The organism is Mumia zhuanghuii, assembly GCF_042681565.1.
Taxonomy (GTDB): domain Bacteria; phylum Actinomycetota; class Actinomycetes; order Propionibacteriales; family Nocardioidaceae; genus Mumia.
In genome coordinates this window covers 77,064-93,487 of record NZ_JBHUFT010000006.1, presented here as the reverse complement: position 1 = coordinate 93,487, position 16,424 = coordinate 77,064, and the positions used below count along the sequence as shown (strand labels likewise).

The 16,424-nt window shown below is 70.0% G+C and carries 16 protein-coding genes and 1 pseudogene; 10 read left to right on the top strand and 7 right to left on the bottom strand.

Going from position 1 to position 16,424, the window contains the following annotated elements:
• Nucleotide 1: 1 nt before the first annotated feature.
• Nucleotides 2-1,783 carry an acetyl/propionyl/methylcrotonyl-CoA carboxylase subunit alpha gene (locus ACFSDF_RS07745; RefSeq protein WP_377156962.1) on the bottom strand — a complete coding sequence of 594 codons (1,782 nt, stop codon included), beginning with the start codon at nucleotides 1,781-1,783 and terminating at the stop codon, nucleotides 2-4.
• A gap of 93 nt (nucleotides 1,784-1,876) precedes the next feature.
• Here ACFSDF_RS07745 and ACFSDF_RS07740 point away from each other — a divergent pair, with 93 nt between their 5' ends.
• Nucleotides 1,877-2,335: a helix-turn-helix domain-containing protein gene (locus ACFSDF_RS07740; RefSeq protein ID WP_377156960.1), complete on the top strand. Its 459-nt coding sequence runs from the start codon at nucleotides 1,877-1,879 to the stop codon at nucleotides 2,333-2,335.
• Nucleotides 2,328-3,335, top strand: coding sequence for a serine/threonine-protein kinase (locus tag ACFSDF_RS07735; protein WP_377156958.1), 1,008 nt, complete (start codon nucleotides 2,328-2,330; stop codon nucleotides 3,333-3,335). Before ACFSDF_RS07740 ends, ACFSDF_RS07735 begins: the two co-directional genes overlap by 8 nt.
• Before the next feature lie 18 nt (nucleotides 3,336-3,353).
• Here the strand turns inward: ACFSDF_RS07735 and ACFSDF_RS07730 are convergent, their stop codons facing one another.
• Nucleotides 3,354-5,333, bottom strand: coding sequence for a vWA domain-containing protein (locus ACFSDF_RS07730; RefSeq protein ID WP_167251698.1), 1,980 nt, complete (start codon nucleotides 5,331-5,333; stop codon nucleotides 3,354-3,356).
• 324 nt (nucleotides 5,334-5,657) lie between these two features.
• On the opposite strand from ACFSDF_RS07730, the gene ACFSDF_RS07725 reads away from it, so the two are divergent.
• The 5 genes and pseudogenes from ACFSDF_RS07725 (at nucleotide 5,658) to ACFSDF_RS07705 (ending at nucleotide 10,348) form a co-directional block, all read left to right on the top strand.
• On the top strand, nucleotides 5,658-6,800 hold the full coding sequence (locus ACFSDF_RS07725) for a glycosyltransferase family 4 protein (protein WP_167005249.1): 1,143 nt from the start codon (nucleotides 5,658-5,660) through the stop codon (nucleotides 6,798-6,800).
• Between the two features lie 19 nt (nucleotides 6,801-6,819).
• On the top strand, nucleotides 6,820-7,989 hold the full coding sequence (locus ACFSDF_RS07720; protein ID WP_167005246.1) for an acyl-CoA dehydrogenase family protein: 1,170 nt from the start codon (nucleotides 6,820-6,822) through the stop codon (nucleotides 7,987-7,989).
• A gap of 11 nt (nucleotides 7,990-8,000) precedes the next feature.
• On the top strand, nucleotides 8,001-8,564 hold the full coding sequence (locus ACFSDF_RS07715; protein ID WP_167005243.1) for a GNAT family N-acetyltransferase: 564 nt from the start codon (nucleotides 8,001-8,003) through the stop codon (nucleotides 8,562-8,564).
• A gap of 16 nt (nucleotides 8,565-8,580) precedes the next feature.
• A pseudogene (locus ACFSDF_RS07710) lies at nucleotides 8,581-8,913 on the top strand (GNAT family N-acetyltransferase); the annotation flags it as partial.
• Between the two features lie 34 nt (nucleotides 8,914-8,947).
• Nucleotides 8,948-10,348, top strand: coding sequence for an HNH endonuclease (locus ACFSDF_RS07705; protein WP_167005236.1), 1,401 nt, complete (start codon nucleotides 8,948-8,950; stop codon nucleotides 10,346-10,348).
• A 30-nt stretch (nucleotides 10,349-10,378) separates the two neighbouring features.
• Here the strand turns inward: ACFSDF_RS07705 and ACFSDF_RS07700 are convergent, their stop codons facing one another.
• From ACFSDF_RS07700 to ACFSDF_RS07685, 4 genes are read right to left on the bottom strand one after another with little or no spacing between them, the layout of a single operon-like run.
• Nucleotides 10,379-10,972 carry a Maf family protein gene (locus ACFSDF_RS07700; protein ID WP_167005233.1) on the bottom strand — a complete coding sequence of 198 codons (594 nt, stop codon included), beginning with the start codon at nucleotides 10,970-10,972 and terminating at the stop codon, nucleotides 10,379-10,381.
• 22 nt (nucleotides 10,973-10,994) lie between these two features.
• Nucleotides 10,995-11,609 carry a hypothetical protein gene (locus ACFSDF_RS07695; protein WP_377156954.1) on the bottom strand — a complete coding sequence of 205 codons (615 nt, stop codon included), beginning with the start codon at nucleotides 11,607-11,609 and terminating at the stop codon, nucleotides 10,995-10,997.
• A gap of 10 nt (nucleotides 11,610-11,619) precedes the next feature.
• Nucleotides 11,620-11,883, bottom strand: a complete 264-nt coding sequence (locus tag ACFSDF_RS07690; RefSeq protein ID WP_167005227.1) for an acyl-CoA carboxylase subunit epsilon — start codon at nucleotides 11,881-11,883, stop codon at nucleotides 11,620-11,622.
• Entirely contained in the window at nucleotides 11,880-13,478 is a 1,599-nt protein-coding gene (locus ACFSDF_RS07685; protein ID WP_243843020.1) for an acyl-CoA carboxylase subunit beta, read from the bottom strand. Before ACFSDF_RS07685 ends, ACFSDF_RS07690 begins: the two co-directional genes overlap by 4 nt.
• A 66-nt stretch (nucleotides 13,479-13,544) precedes the next feature.
• On the opposite strand from ACFSDF_RS07685, the gene ACFSDF_RS07680 reads away from it, so the two are divergent.
• The 3 genes from ACFSDF_RS07680 to ACFSDF_RS07670 are packed head-to-tail and all read left to right on the top strand — an operon-like array spanning nucleotide 13,545 to nucleotide 15,870.
• Nucleotides 13,545-14,375, top strand: a complete 831-nt coding sequence (locus tag ACFSDF_RS07680; protein ID WP_167251701.1) for a biotin--[acetyl-CoA-carboxylase] ligase — start codon at nucleotides 13,545-13,547, stop codon at nucleotides 14,373-14,375.
• Between the two features lie 12 nt (nucleotides 14,376-14,387).
• Complete coding sequence (locus ACFSDF_RS07675) at nucleotides 14,388-14,891, top strand: PH domain-containing protein (RefSeq protein ID WP_167251702.1); 504 nt, start codon at nucleotides 14,388-14,390, stop codon at nucleotides 14,889-14,891.
• Nucleotide 14,892: 1 nt separating this feature from the next.
• Nucleotides 14,893-15,870, top strand: coding sequence for an adenylate/guanylate cyclase domain-containing protein (locus ACFSDF_RS07670; protein ID WP_167005219.1), 978 nt, complete (start codon nucleotides 14,893-14,895; stop codon nucleotides 15,868-15,870).
• Nucleotides 15,871-15,874: 4 nt separating this feature from the next.
• On the opposite strand, the gene ACFSDF_RS07665 is transcribed toward ACFSDF_RS07670, so the two are convergent.
• Complete coding sequence (locus tag ACFSDF_RS07665) at nucleotides 15,875-16,336, bottom strand: GtrA family protein (protein WP_167005216.1); 462 nt, start codon at nucleotides 16,334-16,336, stop codon at nucleotides 15,875-15,877.
• Nucleotides 16,337-16,424 lie beyond the last annotated feature (88 nt).

Sequence of the window (16,424 nt, the reverse complement as noted above, 5' to 3'; positions counted from 1 at the left end):
GTCAGTCCTTGATCTCGACCACGACCGCACCGGCGGAGATGGTCTCGCCCGCAATCGCCACGAGTCCGGTGACAGTGCCGGCCTTGTGGGCGTTGAGGGGCTGCTCCATCTTCATCGCCTCGAGAACGACCACGAGGTCGCCCTCAGCGACGACCTGGCCGTCGGTGACGGCGACCTTGACGATGGTGCCCTGCATGGGCGAGACGAGGGCGTCTCCGCTGGCGGCGGCGCCGGCCTTCTTGGCGGTCCGCTTCGGCTTCTTGGCGGCACCTGCGGCGGCTCCTCCGGGGACGGCGCCGAGCCCTGCGGGCAGGACGACCTCGAGGCGCTTGCCGCCGACCTCGACGACCACCGTCTCGCGCTCGGCCGTCTCGGACGCCTCCGCGGCGCCACCGGCGTACGGGGCGATGGTGTTGTCGAACTCGGTCTCGATCCAGCTGGTGTAGACGTCGAAGCGCTCGCCGTCACCGAGGTACGCGGGGTCGTCGAGGACGCGGCGGTGGAACGGGATCACGGTCGGCATGCCGTCGACGGCGAACTCGTCGAGCGCGCGGCGCGAGCGCTCGATCGCCTGCTCACGGCTGTTGCCGGTGACGATCAGCTTGGCGATCAGGGAGTCGAACGACCCCGGCACGGTCTCGCCCACGACGTAGCCCGAGTCGACACGGACGCCCGGGCCGGCCGGCGGGTCCCACACGGTCAGCGTGCCCGGGGCAGGAAGGAAGTTGCGTCCGGCGTCCTCGGCGTTGATGCGGAACTCGATGGAGTGCCCGCGGATCTCAGGGTCGTCGTAGCCGAGCTCCTCGCCGGCGGCGATGCGGAACATCTCGCGGACGAGGTCGATGCCGGTGACCTCCTCCGAGACCGGGTGCTCGACCTGAAGGCGGGTGTTGACCTCGAGGAACGAGAGGGTGCCGTCTCGGGCCACGAGGAACTCGCACGTGCCGGCACCGACGTAGCCGGCTTCGCGCAGGATCGCCTTGGAGGAGGCATAGAGGCGCTCGATCTGGTCGTCGGTCAGGAATGGCGCGGGCGCCTCCTCGACGAGCTTCTGGTGGCGGCGCTGCAACGAGCAGTCGCGCGTGGAGACGACCACGACGTTGCCGTGGGAGTCGGCGAGGCACTGGGTCTCGACGTGGCGTGGCTGGTCGAGGAACTTCTCGACGAGGCACTCACCGCGCCCGAACGCCGTGACCGCCTCGCGGACGGCGGAGTCGAACTGCTCGGGGATCTCCTCCAGGGTGCGTGCGACCTTGAGCCCTCGCCCACCGCCGCCGAAGACCGCCTTGATCGCGACCGGGAGCCCGTACTCCTTGGCGAAGGCGATGATCTCGTCGGCGTTGGCGACCGGATCCTTGGTGCCCGGGGCCAGGGGGGCTTCGGCCCGCTCGGCGATGTGCTTGGCCTTCGCCTTGTCGCCGAGGGCATCGATCGCGTGCGGCGGCGGGCCGATCCAGATCAGCTCGGCGTCGATGACGGCCTGCGCGAAGTCGGCGTTCTCGGCGAGGAAGCCGTAGCCGGGGTGGACGGAGTCGGCGCCGGCGCGCCGGGCGACGTCGAGGATCTTGTCGATCGACAGGTAGGTCTCGGCCGGGGTGGCGCCCCCCAGGGCGTACGCCTCGTCAGCGAGCCGGACGAACAACGCGTCACGGTCGGCGTCGGCGTACACCGCGACGCTGCCGATCCCCGCGTCCTTGCAGGCGCGGATGACACGGACCGCGATCTCGCCACGATTGGCGATGAGGACCTTGGTCAGTGGACGGATGCCCTGGGTGTGGGTCACGGAAGCTCCTCATGGTGCCTTGGCTGCCCGTCGAGTCTAGAGCGCCCGCCGCACGCCCCCGGCAGGAGTCCATCCCCGGCTAAGGTGCGGAGCATGAGCGGACCCGACGTGGAGGCGAACCAGCGCGCGCAGGCGGCGTTGTACGGGGAGCCGCTCGGGGTCATCATCCGGCGCTGCGCGGAGGTGCTCGGGCTGACCCAGGCGAGGGTCGCGGCGGCGCTCGGCATCTCCGCGCCGATGCTGTCGCAGCTGGCCAACGGGCACCGCGTCAAGATCGGCAACCCGGCTGCGGTGTCTCGGCTGCAGGCGATGTACGCCGCGGCACAGGGGGTCGCGTCCGGTCGGGCGACCCGTGAGGAGGCGCTCGCCGGTCTCGCGTCCCAGGAGGGGGTCGCGGTCGTGACCTCGTGGACGACGCCCGAGGCGAGCGCGGTGCGCGCGTTGTTCCGTACGGAGGGCTCCGCGTCGGACTTCGAGGAGGCGGCCGCCCTCGTCGCGGACGCCCAACCGCGGATCGCGGCGCTGCTGCGCAGGTACGGCGCCGATGGGTGAGGTTTTCGCCGGCCGGTACGAGCTCCTGGAGCCGATCGGGTCCGGCGGCATGGGCACGGTCTGGCTGGTCCATGACCGACGTGACGGCGTCCGTCGTGCAGCAAAGATGATCCGGCAGGCCGATGCAGCCCTTCTGCTGCGGTTCGTGCGCGAGCAGAGTGTGCGGATCGACCATCCGCACACCGTGACGCCGCGTGGATGGGCCGGTGCGGACGACACCGTGCTGTTCACGATGGACGTCGTCCGGGGCGGATCGGTGCACGACCTGCTGCGCGACTACGGCAGCCTGCCTCCCGAGTGGGTCGCCTGCCTGCTCGACCAGCTGCTCGACGCCCTCTCGGCTGTCCACGCGGCGGGCGTGGTGCACCGGGACGTGAAGCCCGCGAATCTCCTCCTCGAGCCCACCGGTGCCGGGCGGCCGTACCTGCGTCTCGGTGACTTCGGAGTCGCCGCCCCGGTCCATGAGCCGCGGATGACCGCCCCGGCGGTCGTACTAGGGACGAGAGGCTATCGAGCACCGGAGGTCCTCGTCGGCGCCGAGCCGGACCCCGCGCAGGACCTCTGGGCAGCGGGCGTCGTCCTGGTCCAGATGCTGACCGGCGACCGCCCTCCGGACGGCGCCGGACGCCTGGTCGAGAAGCCGCCGCCCGGTGTCGACCCCGCGCTCTGGAAGGTGGCTGTGGCGCTCACCGCTCCCGATCCCGGAGCCCGACCGGCCTCGGCCGGTGCCGCACGGGCACTGCTGGCCCGTACGGCACTGGTGCCTGCGGGCGACGCGATCCCGGACGACGAGGGTCGCGAGATCGAGGTGCTCGAACACGTCGCTCGCGAGTCCGTCGGTACGGGGCCTGAGCCGGTGGAGTCCGGCACGCCGCCGCCGGAACCCGTACAGGCTCCGGCGACGACGCGTGGGCGTGCCCCGTTGAGGAGCGCGGGTTATGCCTCGATCGCGCTCGGGATCGTCCTTCTCGCGGTCATGGGCGTGCTGCTGCTCGGCTGAGCCGCCACCAACCAGCCGTCACCAACCGCCGGGACCTGGTCCGTTCCAGGGCTGGTGCGGAGGTGGGGTCGGAGGCGTGGTGGGCTTGGGGCGCCGCGTCAGCAGCACCGCAAGGCCGCCGCCGGCGACCAGCAGCAGACCGGCGAAGCCGACACCGACTGGCAGCCAAGGGAAGTCGTCGCCGTCGTCGCGCGCCGCCGTTGCCGTGAGGTCCCCGTCGTCATCGGTCGACGTCTCGGTGGGTGCCGGACCAGAGTCGTCCGTGTCCGGCGTCAGCAGGCTCGCGTCGTCGGCGTACTCCGGTGCACCCGCGCCTTCCTCGCCGAAGACCTTCACCGTGAGGTCGTACGTGATGACGGCCGAGTCGTTGGCCCGGTTGACGAACCCGACGTCGACGTACCGGTAGCCGGGCAGCGTCGACGCGCTCACCTCGCCTTTGGCCGAGGCGCGGTTGAGGTAGGTGACCGGCACCGTCGTGGCGCCGCGACGCCAGTGCTTGTCGTCCTCGATCCACATGTTCCCGAACGGGATCCCGGCTCGCCAGTCGTCCGGCGGGTTGGGGAACAGCGTCGCCGTGGCGTCGGAACGGGTCGGGCCGACCACGTGGACGTCGAAGCCGCTCCAGGCGCCCGCGCCGTCGTACGCGGGCTTGGTCAGCGTCGCGTCGATCTGCGCCTGGAGGTGCTGACCCCACGCGAGCGGGACGGCGAGCACCTGGCGCTCGCCGGACCGGATGTCGAGGCGGTACGTGCCGGCCTGGATGACCGGCGCATTCGCGATGCTGCTCCCGGGGATGACCTCAGCCGTCGCGGTCCCGGGCTCCATGTGCTCCCACTGCGGGGTCCCCTCCTCGGCGGGGAGCTGCGCAAGCGTCCCCTCGGCCAGCGGCGGCTCCTCGTACACGACGATCTCGACCGGAGCGCCCGCGAGGCTGTCGTCGACGGAGATCTCGATCTTGAGAGTCAGTTCCTCTGCGTCGTCGCAGACCGGCTTCGGTGCCCTCGACCAGCTGTTGACGCTCCCGCTGACGAGGTTCGTGCCGCCGATCGCGCTCTCGAACGCCGTACCCCTGCCGCACGAGGTCGTGCCGTCCGTGCCGGTCAGGTCGAGCACCAGCCCGCTGCCGAGGCTGTCGCCCGGGGTCTGGGTCGTCGCCCCGACGTGGATCGTCGAGCCGGGGATCGTACGGGGGATCTTGTAGAAGGCGACGGTGTCGCGGATCGGGACCTTGTCCAGCCACTGCCCGACTCCGATCTCGGGAGCGTCGAAGGCACTCGCGGTGCCGGTCACGGGTGTGCCGGTGAAGTCGAAGGGGCGGAAGGCGCGAGTGGACGTGACTTCGAGGCGTTCGGTGAGCGACGCGGCGTCGTCGGCGTCGTAGTAGGTGCCGTGCCCGGCGTCGGCGATGCAGCGCAGCTGTTTGCGGGTCTTGGCGTCGACGGACAGACCGACGACGTCGATCTTGAGGTCGATGCCGTCCTTGGACAGGTCGCGGGCGACCTTGCAGGGGTCAGGGTCACAGGTGGACTCGCCGTCGGAGACCAGGACGATGGTGCGCTTGCCGTCGGTGCCGAGGTCCTTGCCGGCCTGCGCGAGGGCGTAGCCGATGGGGGTCTCGCCGAGGGGTTTGTAGTTGCCGACGGCGGTGCTCAGTGCGTCGCGGTTGTCGGTGCCGGGTTCAACGACCTGTTGGGAGTCGGTGCAGGCGCCCTTGCCGGTGTCGATGGTGGCGCCGTAGACGCGCATGCCGACGACGGCTTCGTCGGGGAGGGTGTCGACGACGCGGGTGAGGGCGGTGCGGGCGGCGGTGATCTTGGTGCCTCCGCCCTTGGCGTTCTCGGCCATCGAGCCGGAGGCGTCGAGGACCAGCTGCATCTTCTGCGGCGTCTCGCCGTCGGCGGCTGCCGGCTGCGGGAGGAAGAGCAGCGTCGAGGCGAGAAGGGGTGCCGCTGTGCCCGCGAGGAGACGCAGGGCGCGGGGCGAGGTGGGAGAGAGCACGAGGAGGTTCCTTCCGTTTGCTTTCGCAAACATCTTTATTTGCGATCGCAAACCTGTCAAGTCTTCAGGCGGAGAACACCTTAGGGAGATTCGGTGTCACGAACGGGGGGTGTGGGTGCGTGCTAGTGTCGAAATACCTGCAGGTGCCGACGATGGGGTGCTGCAGGTTCGCTGCTTCGCAGAGCTTCGTCCACGCCGAGACCCGGGTCGCGGATCGCCGGCGTGATGCTCTCTCCTCATGTGTGGGGTCCGAATCCGACCCGCGGCCGCGGTCCTCTCGTCCGCCACCCGATTGAGCTCGTCGCAGACACATGGGTGGTACGCATGATCTCCTTCATCTGGTCCCCAGGGAACCGACTGCCGGCAGGCACCGGCGGTTCTGAGAACTACACCGTCGGTCAGGTCCGCGAGCTGAACCGCCGCGGCGTGCCCGCGCAGGTGGTCACGATCGGACTCGACGACGCCGATGGTCGGGAAGAGTTCGCCGACCTCCCCTTCCACTCTCTGTCGACCCTCGCCGAGGTCGGGAGTCTCGACGGGACGGTCGTCTTCGTCAACGAGCCGCATGTCGTACGCACGCGCGAACCGGCCTTCCTGATCCTGCACAACCCGCCGCCCCTGCGAGCGCACGAGCGGGCGTTCGCGGTCGACGGCACGCGCGACCTCACCCTCATCGCCACGAGTCAGTACGCCGCTGCCTTGTGGGCGCACTTCCTGGACGTCGACGTGGCGACGATCAGCGTCGTCTATCCGTTTGCGGAGCCGTGCTTCGCAAACGAGCCGCGTCCGGTGAACATGACCGGCAAGACGCGGATCCTCTTCGCAGGCAGGCTCAGTCCCGAGAAGGGCGTCTACACCCTCCTGTCGATGCTCCACATCGACGTCATCGAAGACGACGTGGAGCTCCTGTTCACGGCGACGGCAGCAGGGGCGGACAAGCCGCAGGGGCGGATCATCGAGCAGATGCTCGGCGTCCACCCCGGGATCTCCGTCGTCGCGAGCCGCACCACCCCGGAGACGATGGCCGCGCTGATGGCGGCGCACGACGTCGTGGTGATGCCGTCCAACGGCCAGTACTGGCACGAGACCTTCGGCATCGTCTCCATCGAGGCTCAGCACGCAGGGTGCCGGGTCGTCGCCTCGGACGACGGCGGTCTGCCCGAGACCGACTGTGGGGGAGTGCTGCTCGTCGCCCCCGACGATGCCGAGGCACTCGCGTGGGGCTTGCGCCGCGCGATCGAGAGCGGGGCGCTCCCGGACGCCACGCGGCGAGCCGCGGGAGCGATGTTCACCGTCGCTCAGTCGGTGGATGCGCTTCTCGAGGTGTTCGACCGCCCGAGGCCGATCTCGCCGGCGACGATCGTCCGCGAGCTCGAGAAGCTGATCGCGGCGCCCGCGGTGACCCCGACCCGCGCCGCGCCGGCCATGAACGACGGGACGGCCGGCACGGGTGTACCCGTACGTTAACGACTGTTAACATCAGCGGATGGCGTACAGCACTCTCTCTTCCGAGCACGAGGCCTTCCGCAAGGTCGTCCGTGACTTCGCCCAGGCCGAGATCGCCCCCCACGTCGCCCAGTGGGACCGCGACCACCACTTCCCGGTGGACCTGGTCGCCAGGATGGGGGAGCTGGGGCTCTTCGGGCTCACCGCGCCGGAGGAGTACGGCGGCTCCGGCGGCGACTTCACGAGCCTGTGCGTCGCCATCGAGGAGCTGGGGCGCGTCGATCAGTCGGTCGGCATCACGCTCGAGGCTGCTGTCGGACTCGGTATCAACCCGATCCTCACCTTCGGCACAGAAGAGCAGAAGGCGCAGTGGCTGCCCGACCTCGTCGCCGGACGGACGCTCGCGGGCTTCGGGCTCACCGAGCCGGGCGCAGGGTCTGACGCCGGAGCGACCGCGACCAGGGCCGAGCTCGTCGACGGGGAGTGGGTGATCGACGGTGCCAAGCAGTTCATCACCAACTCCGGTTCCGCGATCACGTCGCTGGTGACCGTGACCGCGCGCACTGGCGTCCGTGACGGCGGTCGTCCGGAGATCTCGACGATCATCGTCCCGTCCGGCACTCCGGGCTTCGTCGCCGAGGCTCCGTACGACAAGCTCGGCTGGCACATCTCCGACACGCACCCGCTCAGCTTCAACGGATGCCGCGTCCCCGCAGAGAACCTCCTCGGCGAGCGCGGCCGCGGCTATGCGCAGTTCCTCGCCACCCTCGACGACGGCCGCATCGCCATCGCTGCGCTCGCGGTCGGCTGCATCGAGGCGTGCCTCGACATGTCCCGCGAGTACGCCCTCGACCGCCAGACGTTCGGCGGCCCGATCGGGCGCAAGCAGGGGGTCGCCTTCCAGATCGCCGACCTGGCCGTCGCCGCACGGGCCGCGCGCGCCCTCACGTACGAGGCGGCCGCGATGAAGGACGCCGGCATCGGCGGGCAGGAGCTCAAGCAGGCCGCGTCCATCGCGAAGCTGTACGCCACCGAGCAGGCCGTGACCGCTACGCGGATCGCGACGCAGGTGTTCGGTGGGTACGGCTTCATGGAGGAGTACCCCGTGGCCCGGTTCTACCGCGACGCCAAGATCCTCGAGATCGGCGAGGGGACGTCCGAGGTGCAGCGCATGCTCATCGCGCGAGGGCTCGGCCTGCCGGTCGAGTAGGGTCGGCGATCATGGCGTACGAGGTGTTCCGCTCCGTCGAGGGCGACTGGGAGCGGGTGCGCGAGCTGCGGCTCCGGGCTCTGAAGGACACGCCGATCGCGTACGGCGAGCGGTACGACGACGCGGTGGTCGCAGGCGAGGAGGACTGGCGTGACCGCGCGGCGCGGAGCGCCTCTCCGGGCAACGTCCAGGTCGTCGCGCGATTCGTCGACGGCGACGACGCCGGTCGCTGGATCGGGTCGATGGCGGGTTTCGTCTCGCCTGGGCTTCCGGCGTACGCGACCGGCGGCGCAGGCACCGACCCGGACGCACCGCCACGGGCCAACCTCGTCGGTGTCTTCGTCGACCCCCAGGTGCGTGGACGCGCCGCGGGTGTGACGGACGCGCTCCTCGATGCCGTCGCCATGTGGGCGCATGACGAGGAGGGTCTCGACCGGCTGTTCCTGCACGTCCACGAGGACAACGTCCGGGCCGCGGCGTACTACCGACGGCGGGGGTTCGTCGCGACCGGGGAGTCCTTCCCGGCCGTCCTGCACGACGGCGTGGAGCAGGAGATGGTGCTCGCCCTGCGGTGAGCGGTCACCCTTCGAAGAGCGTCGGTTCCGACGGCTCCTGGAGCGAGACGCCGACGCGCTCGTGGTCGCCGAATGGGACGAGCGGATCGTTGGCTCGCTGATCGTCGGATGGGACGGGTGGCGTTTTCATCTCTACCGGTTGGCCGTCGGCCCGGAGGTGCGACGGAGCGGCGTGGCACATCGCTTGATCGCGTACGCAGAGAAGCGTGCGCGGCAGGTAGGTGCTGGCCGGATCGACGCGATGGTGCTCGAGGGCAACGAGCAGGGGGCTGCGTTCTGGGACGCGGCTGGTTTTCGTCCACAGGGCGAGTGGCGGAGATGGATACGCACAGCCCCGTACGAGGGGTAGCCGACGGACCTCGTGCCGCAGTAGAATCATACTTGTGTTCGATCCTGAGGCGATGGACCTGCTGGACGCGGCGCTGGACGCGCTCGCCGACCAGCCCGCGGGTCTGGCCTCGGACGAGCAGACGTGCGAGATGCAGCGTCGGCTGGCGGCGGCGACAGACCGCTTGGGTGGGCTGCAGGCCAGGTGGTTCGACCAGATGCAGGAGCGACGTTCATACGAGGTGGAGGGCGCCTCGTCGACGGCCGCATGGGCGCGCCGCGAGCTGCGGTGGGACGTGAAGCAGTCGCGCGCGGCGGTCGCGGCAGGACGCACGATGCGGGTCCTGCCGGCAGTCGGTGCGGCGCGTCGGGCGGGAGAGATCCGTGGTGGACACGTGGACGCGTTCACGGTCGCCCTCAAAAAGGCTGATCGAGAGATCGTCGAGGCTGCCGAGGACGTGATGCTCGACGTCGCGCGCGTCTGCGAGCCGGCCGAGCTGACCCGGCAGCTCACGATGCTGGTCGACACGGCTCACCCGGAGGAGCTTGACCGCGCTTATGCCGCGGGCATGGAGAAGCACGACCTGACCATCGCTCGCTGCGGTGAGGGCTTCCACGTCAACGGGTTCCTCGACGCCGTCGCCGGCACGCGACTCAAGACGTGGCTGACGGCAGCATCGGCGCCACGTGGATCCGACGACCCCCGCACGCCTGCGCAGCGCCGGGTCGACGCGATCGGGGACCTCGCTGCGTCCGCGCTCGAGCACGGCCTGCCGGCCGATCGTGGGGTTCGACCACAGGTCGGTGTGATGGTCGAGGCGTCGTGGCTCGCCGGACAGCCCGCTGCCGAGCCGCCCGTCCTCGCGGGGTGGGGGCCTGTCGGACCCAAGCTGTTCGACTACCTGAGCTGCGACGCCGATCGCACCGACTTCCTTGTCGCCGGCGACACGACCGGCCCGACCCCACAGGCCGACGTCCTCAATGTCGGGCGCACCCACCGGCTGGCGACCTACAAGCAGCGGCAGGCGGTTCACGCGAGGCAGGGCTGGGTCTGTGCCAACCCGGGTTGCGGGGGCACTCACCTGGAGCTGCACCACGTGGCGTGGTGGGATCGTGACGGCGGCCGGACCGATCTCGACAACCTCGTCGGGCTGTGCCCCCGGTGCCACCAGCTGATCCACCTCGGCAAGCTCTGGGTGGCGCCTGACGGCGAGCGAGGGTTTGTCTTCAGCCGCCGCAAGGGCGCGAGGATCCTCGAGATCGAGGATCGTCATCGCGTGCAGCGCCAACGGTTGAGCGATCGCCTGCGCGAGTTTCGCACGCCGCAGGGCTCAGGGGTCCACGAGCGCGCTCGGACTCGTGACCACGCGAGGACCTCCACGCTCCACCGACCGCGACCCGATCGTCGCTCGCCGGTGGAGACGCACCTCGATCGGCTCCTGCACCTGCGGAGCTGAGCCGGACGCCGCCAGCTCAGACGAGCGTCATCACCACAGGTCGGTCCACCGGACACCGAGTCCGGCCAGCATCGTGCGCAGCAGTGGGAGCGAGAGGCCGACCACGTTGTGGTGGTCGCCCTCGATCCTCTCCACGAACGCGCCGCCGAGCCCGTCCACGGTGAACGCGCCCGCCACGTGCAGCGGCTCTCCGGTCGCGACGTACGCCTCGATCTCGGCGTCATCGAGGTCGGCGAAGTGCACCGTCGTTGCTGCGTCGTCGGAGACTTCCCGCTCGCCGAGACGTACGCAGTGTCCGGTGTGGAGCACCCCTGTGCGTCCGCGCATCATCCGCCATCGTTCGATCGCCGTCTGAGCGTCGGCGGGCTTGCCGAGGACCTCGCCGTCGAAGGCGAGCACCGAGTCGCAGCCGACCACCAACGTGTCGTCGGGACTGTTCAGCCGGTGGGCGACCGCCCGGCACTTCAGTCGCGCGAGCTCCGTCGCCACCACCACCGGATCGTCCGACACGATGACCGACTCGTCGACACCGGAGACGATGACCTCTGGTTCGAGCCCAGCACTCCTCAGCGTGGCCAGACGAGCGGGGGACTGGGAGGCGAGGACGAGGCGGGGTCGAGTCACGCGAGCCAGCGTACGGCGGCCGTCACCGGTAGGGATGCGGATGGTCCGGGCCTGTGTGCTCGAGCTCGAACCGACCGTCGGCGCGCAACGCCTCGATCAGGGCGGAGGTCCCGCCGACGCCGACCCACCGGATGTCTCGTTCGCTGCCGTCGCCGTCGACGTCGGAGGCGACGCACCATGCGTGGTCGGCCGGCCAGAACAGGTGCGGCCCGCCGATACCGCCGTGCCCGGGGTCGTCTCCCCATTGGCCGATCTCGCCCAGTGCGCCCCCGAACATCAGATAGCAGCGCTCCCCGAACATGCCGAGGGTCACCCGTGGCATCCGCGTGACCGCAGGTGGGAAGGCATCAGGGAATCCCTGGGCTCCCGACCCTTCGAGCCCGCCGCCTTCCCACAGGCAGAAGTACGCCTCGGCGGCCGACGTCGTGTGCAGGGCGAGCACCTCGACGAGCGCGGCCCGCACGTCCTCGTCGTCGAGGTCGCCGCCCTCCGCGCCCTGCGCCGTGCGACCGCGACCGACCAGCCGCACGTACGAGGCGAAGCCTGGCGGTCCGTACGAGGCGAGGTCGAACCAGTGGGCGCCCGACGACACGAGCCAGTCGGCGGCACCGACGTCGGCGAGCGGACGAAGGGTCACGCCTTCGGTTCTAGCGCGAGAACGCCGACCTGCGCCACCCGTCGTGCCCATGCGTGTGCGTCGGGCGCGTGGCGCGGGCGGGGTCTCCCCATGCCGAGCGGCGCGCCGCGGGCGCTGCGGCGACCGCCGCTCCACGCGCCGCGACGACCGCGATGAGGGCAGCGAGCTCCTCGGGGGTGGGGTCGCCCTTGACGACGCGGAGGAGAGGAGTGGTCTCGACAGGCTCGACCGACGAGGTTGCGGTCTCGACAGGCTCGACCGACGAGGTGCTCACAGCGGGATGTTCCCGTGCTTCTTGGGTGGGAGCGTCTCGCGCTTGCTGCGCAGCAGGCGCAGCGCACGGACGATCTCGGTGCGGGTCTCGTGGGGCTGGATGACGGTGTCGATGTAGCCGCGCTCTGCCGCGATGTAGGGGTTGGCGAGCGTCTGCTCGTACGCGTCGATCAGCTCCGCCCGCGTCGCCTCGGGATCGTCCGCGGCAGCAAGGGTCTTACGGTGCAGGATGTTGACCGCGCCCTGGGCGCCCATGACCGCGATCTGCGCCGTCGGCCAGGCGATGTTGAGGTCGGCGCCGAGGTGCTTGGAGCCCATGACGTCGTACGCGCCGCCGTACGCCTTGCGGGTGATGACGGTGACCAGCGGGACGGTGGCCTCGGCATAGGCATAGATCAGCTTGGCGCCGCGGCGGATGATGCCGTTCCACTCCTGGTCGGTGCCCGGCAGGAAGCCAGGCACGTCGACGAAGGTCAGCACGGGCACGTTGAACGCGTCGCAGGTACGGACGAAGCGTGCGGCCTTCTCAGAGGCGTCGATGTCGAGGGTGCCGGCGAACTGCATCGGCTGGTTGGCCACGACGCCGACCGAGCGGCCCTCGACGCGGCCGAAGCCGATGAGGATGTTCGGCGCGAACAGCGGCTGCACCTCGAGGAACTCCCCGTCGTCGAGCACGGACTCGATGACGGTGTGCATATCGTACGGCTGGTTGGGGGAGTCCGGGATCAGCGTGTCGAGCGAGCGGTCCTCGTCGGAGATGTCGAGGTCCGCCTCCTCGACGTGGACCGGAGCGTCCTCCATGTTGTTCTGGGGGAGGTAGGACAGCAGCGCCTTGACGTACTCGATCGCGTCTTCTTCGTCGGCGCCCATGTAGTGGGCGTTGCCCGACTTGGTGTTGTGCGTGCGCGCGCCGCCGAGCTCCTCCATCGTCACGTCCTCGCCGGTGACGGTCTTGATCACGTCGGGGCCGGTGATGAACATGTTGGAGGTGCCGTCAACCATCACGGTGAAGTCGGTGACCGCGGGGGAGTAGACGTGACCGCCCGCGCACGAGCCCATGATCAGGCTGATCTGCGGGATCACACCGGAGGCGTGGACGTTGCGGCGGAAGATCTCGCCATACAGACCGAGCGAGACCACACCCTCCTGGATGCGGGCGCCGGCGCCCTCGTTGATCCCGACGATCGGGGAGCCGGTCTTGATCGCCAGATCCATGATCTTGGTGATCTTCTCCCCGTAGACCTCGCCCAGCGATCCGCCGAACACGGTGAAGTCCTGGCTGAAGACGCAGACCTGACGGCCGTCGACCGTGCCATAGCCGGTGATCACGCCGTCGCCGTACGGGCGGTTCTTCTCCAGCCCGAACGCTGTCGACCGGTGCCGCGCCAGCTCGTCGATCTCGACGAAGGAGCCCTCGTCGAAGAGCATCTCGATCCGCTCGCGCGCGGTCTGACGGCCCTTCGCATGCTGCTTCTCGACGGCCTTCGCCGATCCCGCGTGCACCGCCTCGTCGAGGCGACGGTCGAGATCGGCCAGCTTGCCGGCCGTCGTGTGCGTGTCGATCTGACCCGGCTCGGGTACCACTGCTTCGCTCACGGGGTCAGGGTAGCCGCCGGGCGTCACCGGTCCGCCGAAGGGCGCGGATCGTGGGACAGTGGCCCCATGAGCGACTTGCCACTCGACTCTCCTCTCGTCCGACGCCCCCTCGATGCCGCGGGGCTCGAGCAGGCCCTGATCACCCTGCGGTCCTGGTGGCAGGACGTCCGCGTCGTGCCCGAGACCGCGAGCACCAACGCCGACCTCGCCGCGCTCGCGCGGGCCGGCGCGCCTGAGGGCACGCTGCTCACGACGGACCACCAGACCGCGGGTCGTGGTCGGCTCGACCGCAAATGGGAGATGCCGCCGTACTCGGCCGTCGCGGTGTCGATCCTCGTCCACCCGCGCGTCGAAGGGCACCGCTGGACGTGGCTGCCGCTGCTGGCCGGACTCGCTGCGGTCGCCGCCGCACGTCAGGCGGGGGTGATCGCGGAGCTGAAGTGGCCCAACGACGTCATCGTCGAGGACCGCAAGCTCGGTGGGCTGCTTGTCGAACGCGTCGACACCCCGAGTGGTCCCGCCGCCGTGGTCGGCTGCGGCATCAACGTCTCGGTGACGCCTGAGGAGATCGGCGTCCCCAACGCCACGTCCCTCACCCACGAGGGATCGCCGACGGCGGAGCGGACGGGGCTGGTGAGCGAGTACGCGAAGGCGTTCGAGGCGCTGTACGACGGGTGGACCAAAGCCGGCGGTGACCCCGAGGCCGGACTGCGCGCCGCGTACGAGAACGTCAGCGCGACGCTCGGGCGCGAGGTGTCCGTGCTCTACCCCGACGGCACCACGCTCGAGGGCACCGCGGTGGGGCTCGACGAGAGCGGGCGGCTCCAGGTCAGCCACGACGGCGAGGTCACGGCAGTCAGCGCCGGAGACATCACCCATCTGCGCACCCCGGCATGACACGATGACCCCGTGGGTGTCTCAAAGAAGCTGCTGATCGAGGGTGAGCACGAGATCCTGACGGTCCGTACGCACGTCAAAGCGCTGTTCGGCGCCTTCCTGGTGCTCGTGGTCGTTGCCGGCGCGGGCGGGTTCGGGGCCGCCGTGACCGACGGCGTCGTGCGTACGGGGGTGCTCGTCGTCGCGCTGATCGTGATCGTCGTCTGGGCTGTGCTGCCGTTCCTGCGGTGGTTCACCTGGACCTACACGATCACCAACCGCCGTCTGATCGAGCAGAAGGGCATCCTGACCCGCACGGGCCGGATCATCCCGCTCAACCGGATCAACGACGTCTCGTACGAGAAGCACCTCAGCGACCGCATCCTCGGCTGCGGCACGCTGATCGTCCACGACGCGAGCGAGCAGGCCGGGCTCCGCATCCGGGATGTCCCGCGCGTCGAGGACGTCCACCGCGAGCTGACCTCGCTCGTCTTCGCCGCGCACCATCCGACCACCATGAGCGACGAGCAGATCTGACGTGGCAGACGACCTGGCCCGCGCCATCCTCGGTGCGGAACCCACCTTCACCAGCGACGAGATCGCGGCCGCCGCGGGGCTGTCGTACGAGGAGACGCGCCGGCTGTGGCGGGCCCTCGGGTTCCCCGACTCCGCAGGCACGAAGGCGTTCGTCCCCGCCGACCTCGACGCGCTGCAGACGGTGCGCGCGATCGTCGGCACGGGCGTCATCGACGAGGACACAGTCGTCCGCCTCACGCGTGCGCTCGGCTCGACCATGTCGCGTCTGGCCGACTGGCAGGTCTCGACGATCGCCGAGGTGCTCGAGCGACGGACCGGCTCCGGTGAACTCGAACGTGTGGCGTGGTCGACCTCGGGTCGCGCTGTCGCGGAGGCGATGGGCCCGGTCTTCGAGCGGCTGCTCGTCTACGCATGGCGCCGTCACCTCGCCGCGTCGGCCAGCCGCGCAGAGGCGTTGGCCGCGGACGAGGAGGACGTCCTCCGCATGGTGGTCACGGTCGGGTTCGCCGATCTCGTCGCGTTCACCAAGCTGTCCAACGGCCTCGACGACGACGGCCTCGCCGACCTCGTCGAGGAGTTCGAGAGCCGGTGCATCGACATCATCACCGAGGGTGGCGGGCGTCCGATCAAGACGCTCGGTGATGCGGTGCTGTTCGTGGCCGAGACCCCGGAGCTCGCGGCCGACATCGCCTTCGCCGTCGTCGCGGAGATCGGTGGAGACCGAGACCTGCCCGACGTGAGGGTCGGCCTGGGGACGGGGCCGGTCATCTCCCGTCTCGGCGACGTCTACGGCCCGCCGGTCAACCTGGCCTCACGCCTGACCGCGGTGGCCCGACGCAACCGCGTGATCATCGATCGCGCGACCGCTGACGGCCTCAGCGACCGGTTCGAGACTCGGGCGATGGCGCAACGTCATCTGCGTGGCTTCGGCACGATGGAGCCGTTGACCGTACGCCACCGCTGGTCCTACAACGGTTGACGAGTCATTCCGCGGGTGCTCGCGAGTCACTCTCGGGGAACACGAAGGTCCGGTACGCCCAGAACCGGAACAGCGTGCCCAGCCCCAGGCCCACGACGTTCGCCGAGATGTTGTCGGCGAGGGCGCTGTCGAACCCGAGCACGTAGTGGGAGAACGCGAGGCACCCCACCGCGATGAGCATCCCGATGCCGTTCATCACGACGAACAGCGCGACCTCGCGGTGTGCGGTGTGCCGGCCGCGCCCGCGCCATGTCCACTGCCGGTTGCCGAAGTAGGTCACGCACATGGCCACGGCCACCGAGATGACCTTGGCCGTCAGCGGCTTGTGCTCCAGAAGTCCGGGATCACCCGCGTACCGGAGCAGGTTGAACACCACCACATCGGTGACGTATCCAGCCAGGCCCACGATCCCGAAGGCGCCGACCTCGCGGACCCGCTCCTTGGCACGCCCCGCCGTCGTCGTCATCACCCGAGCCTACGTGGACAGGGAGAAGGCGCCGGACCGTCCACGCGCTCCGGCGCCCGCGTCCCCTCCGGGCTCAGCCCTTGCAGCC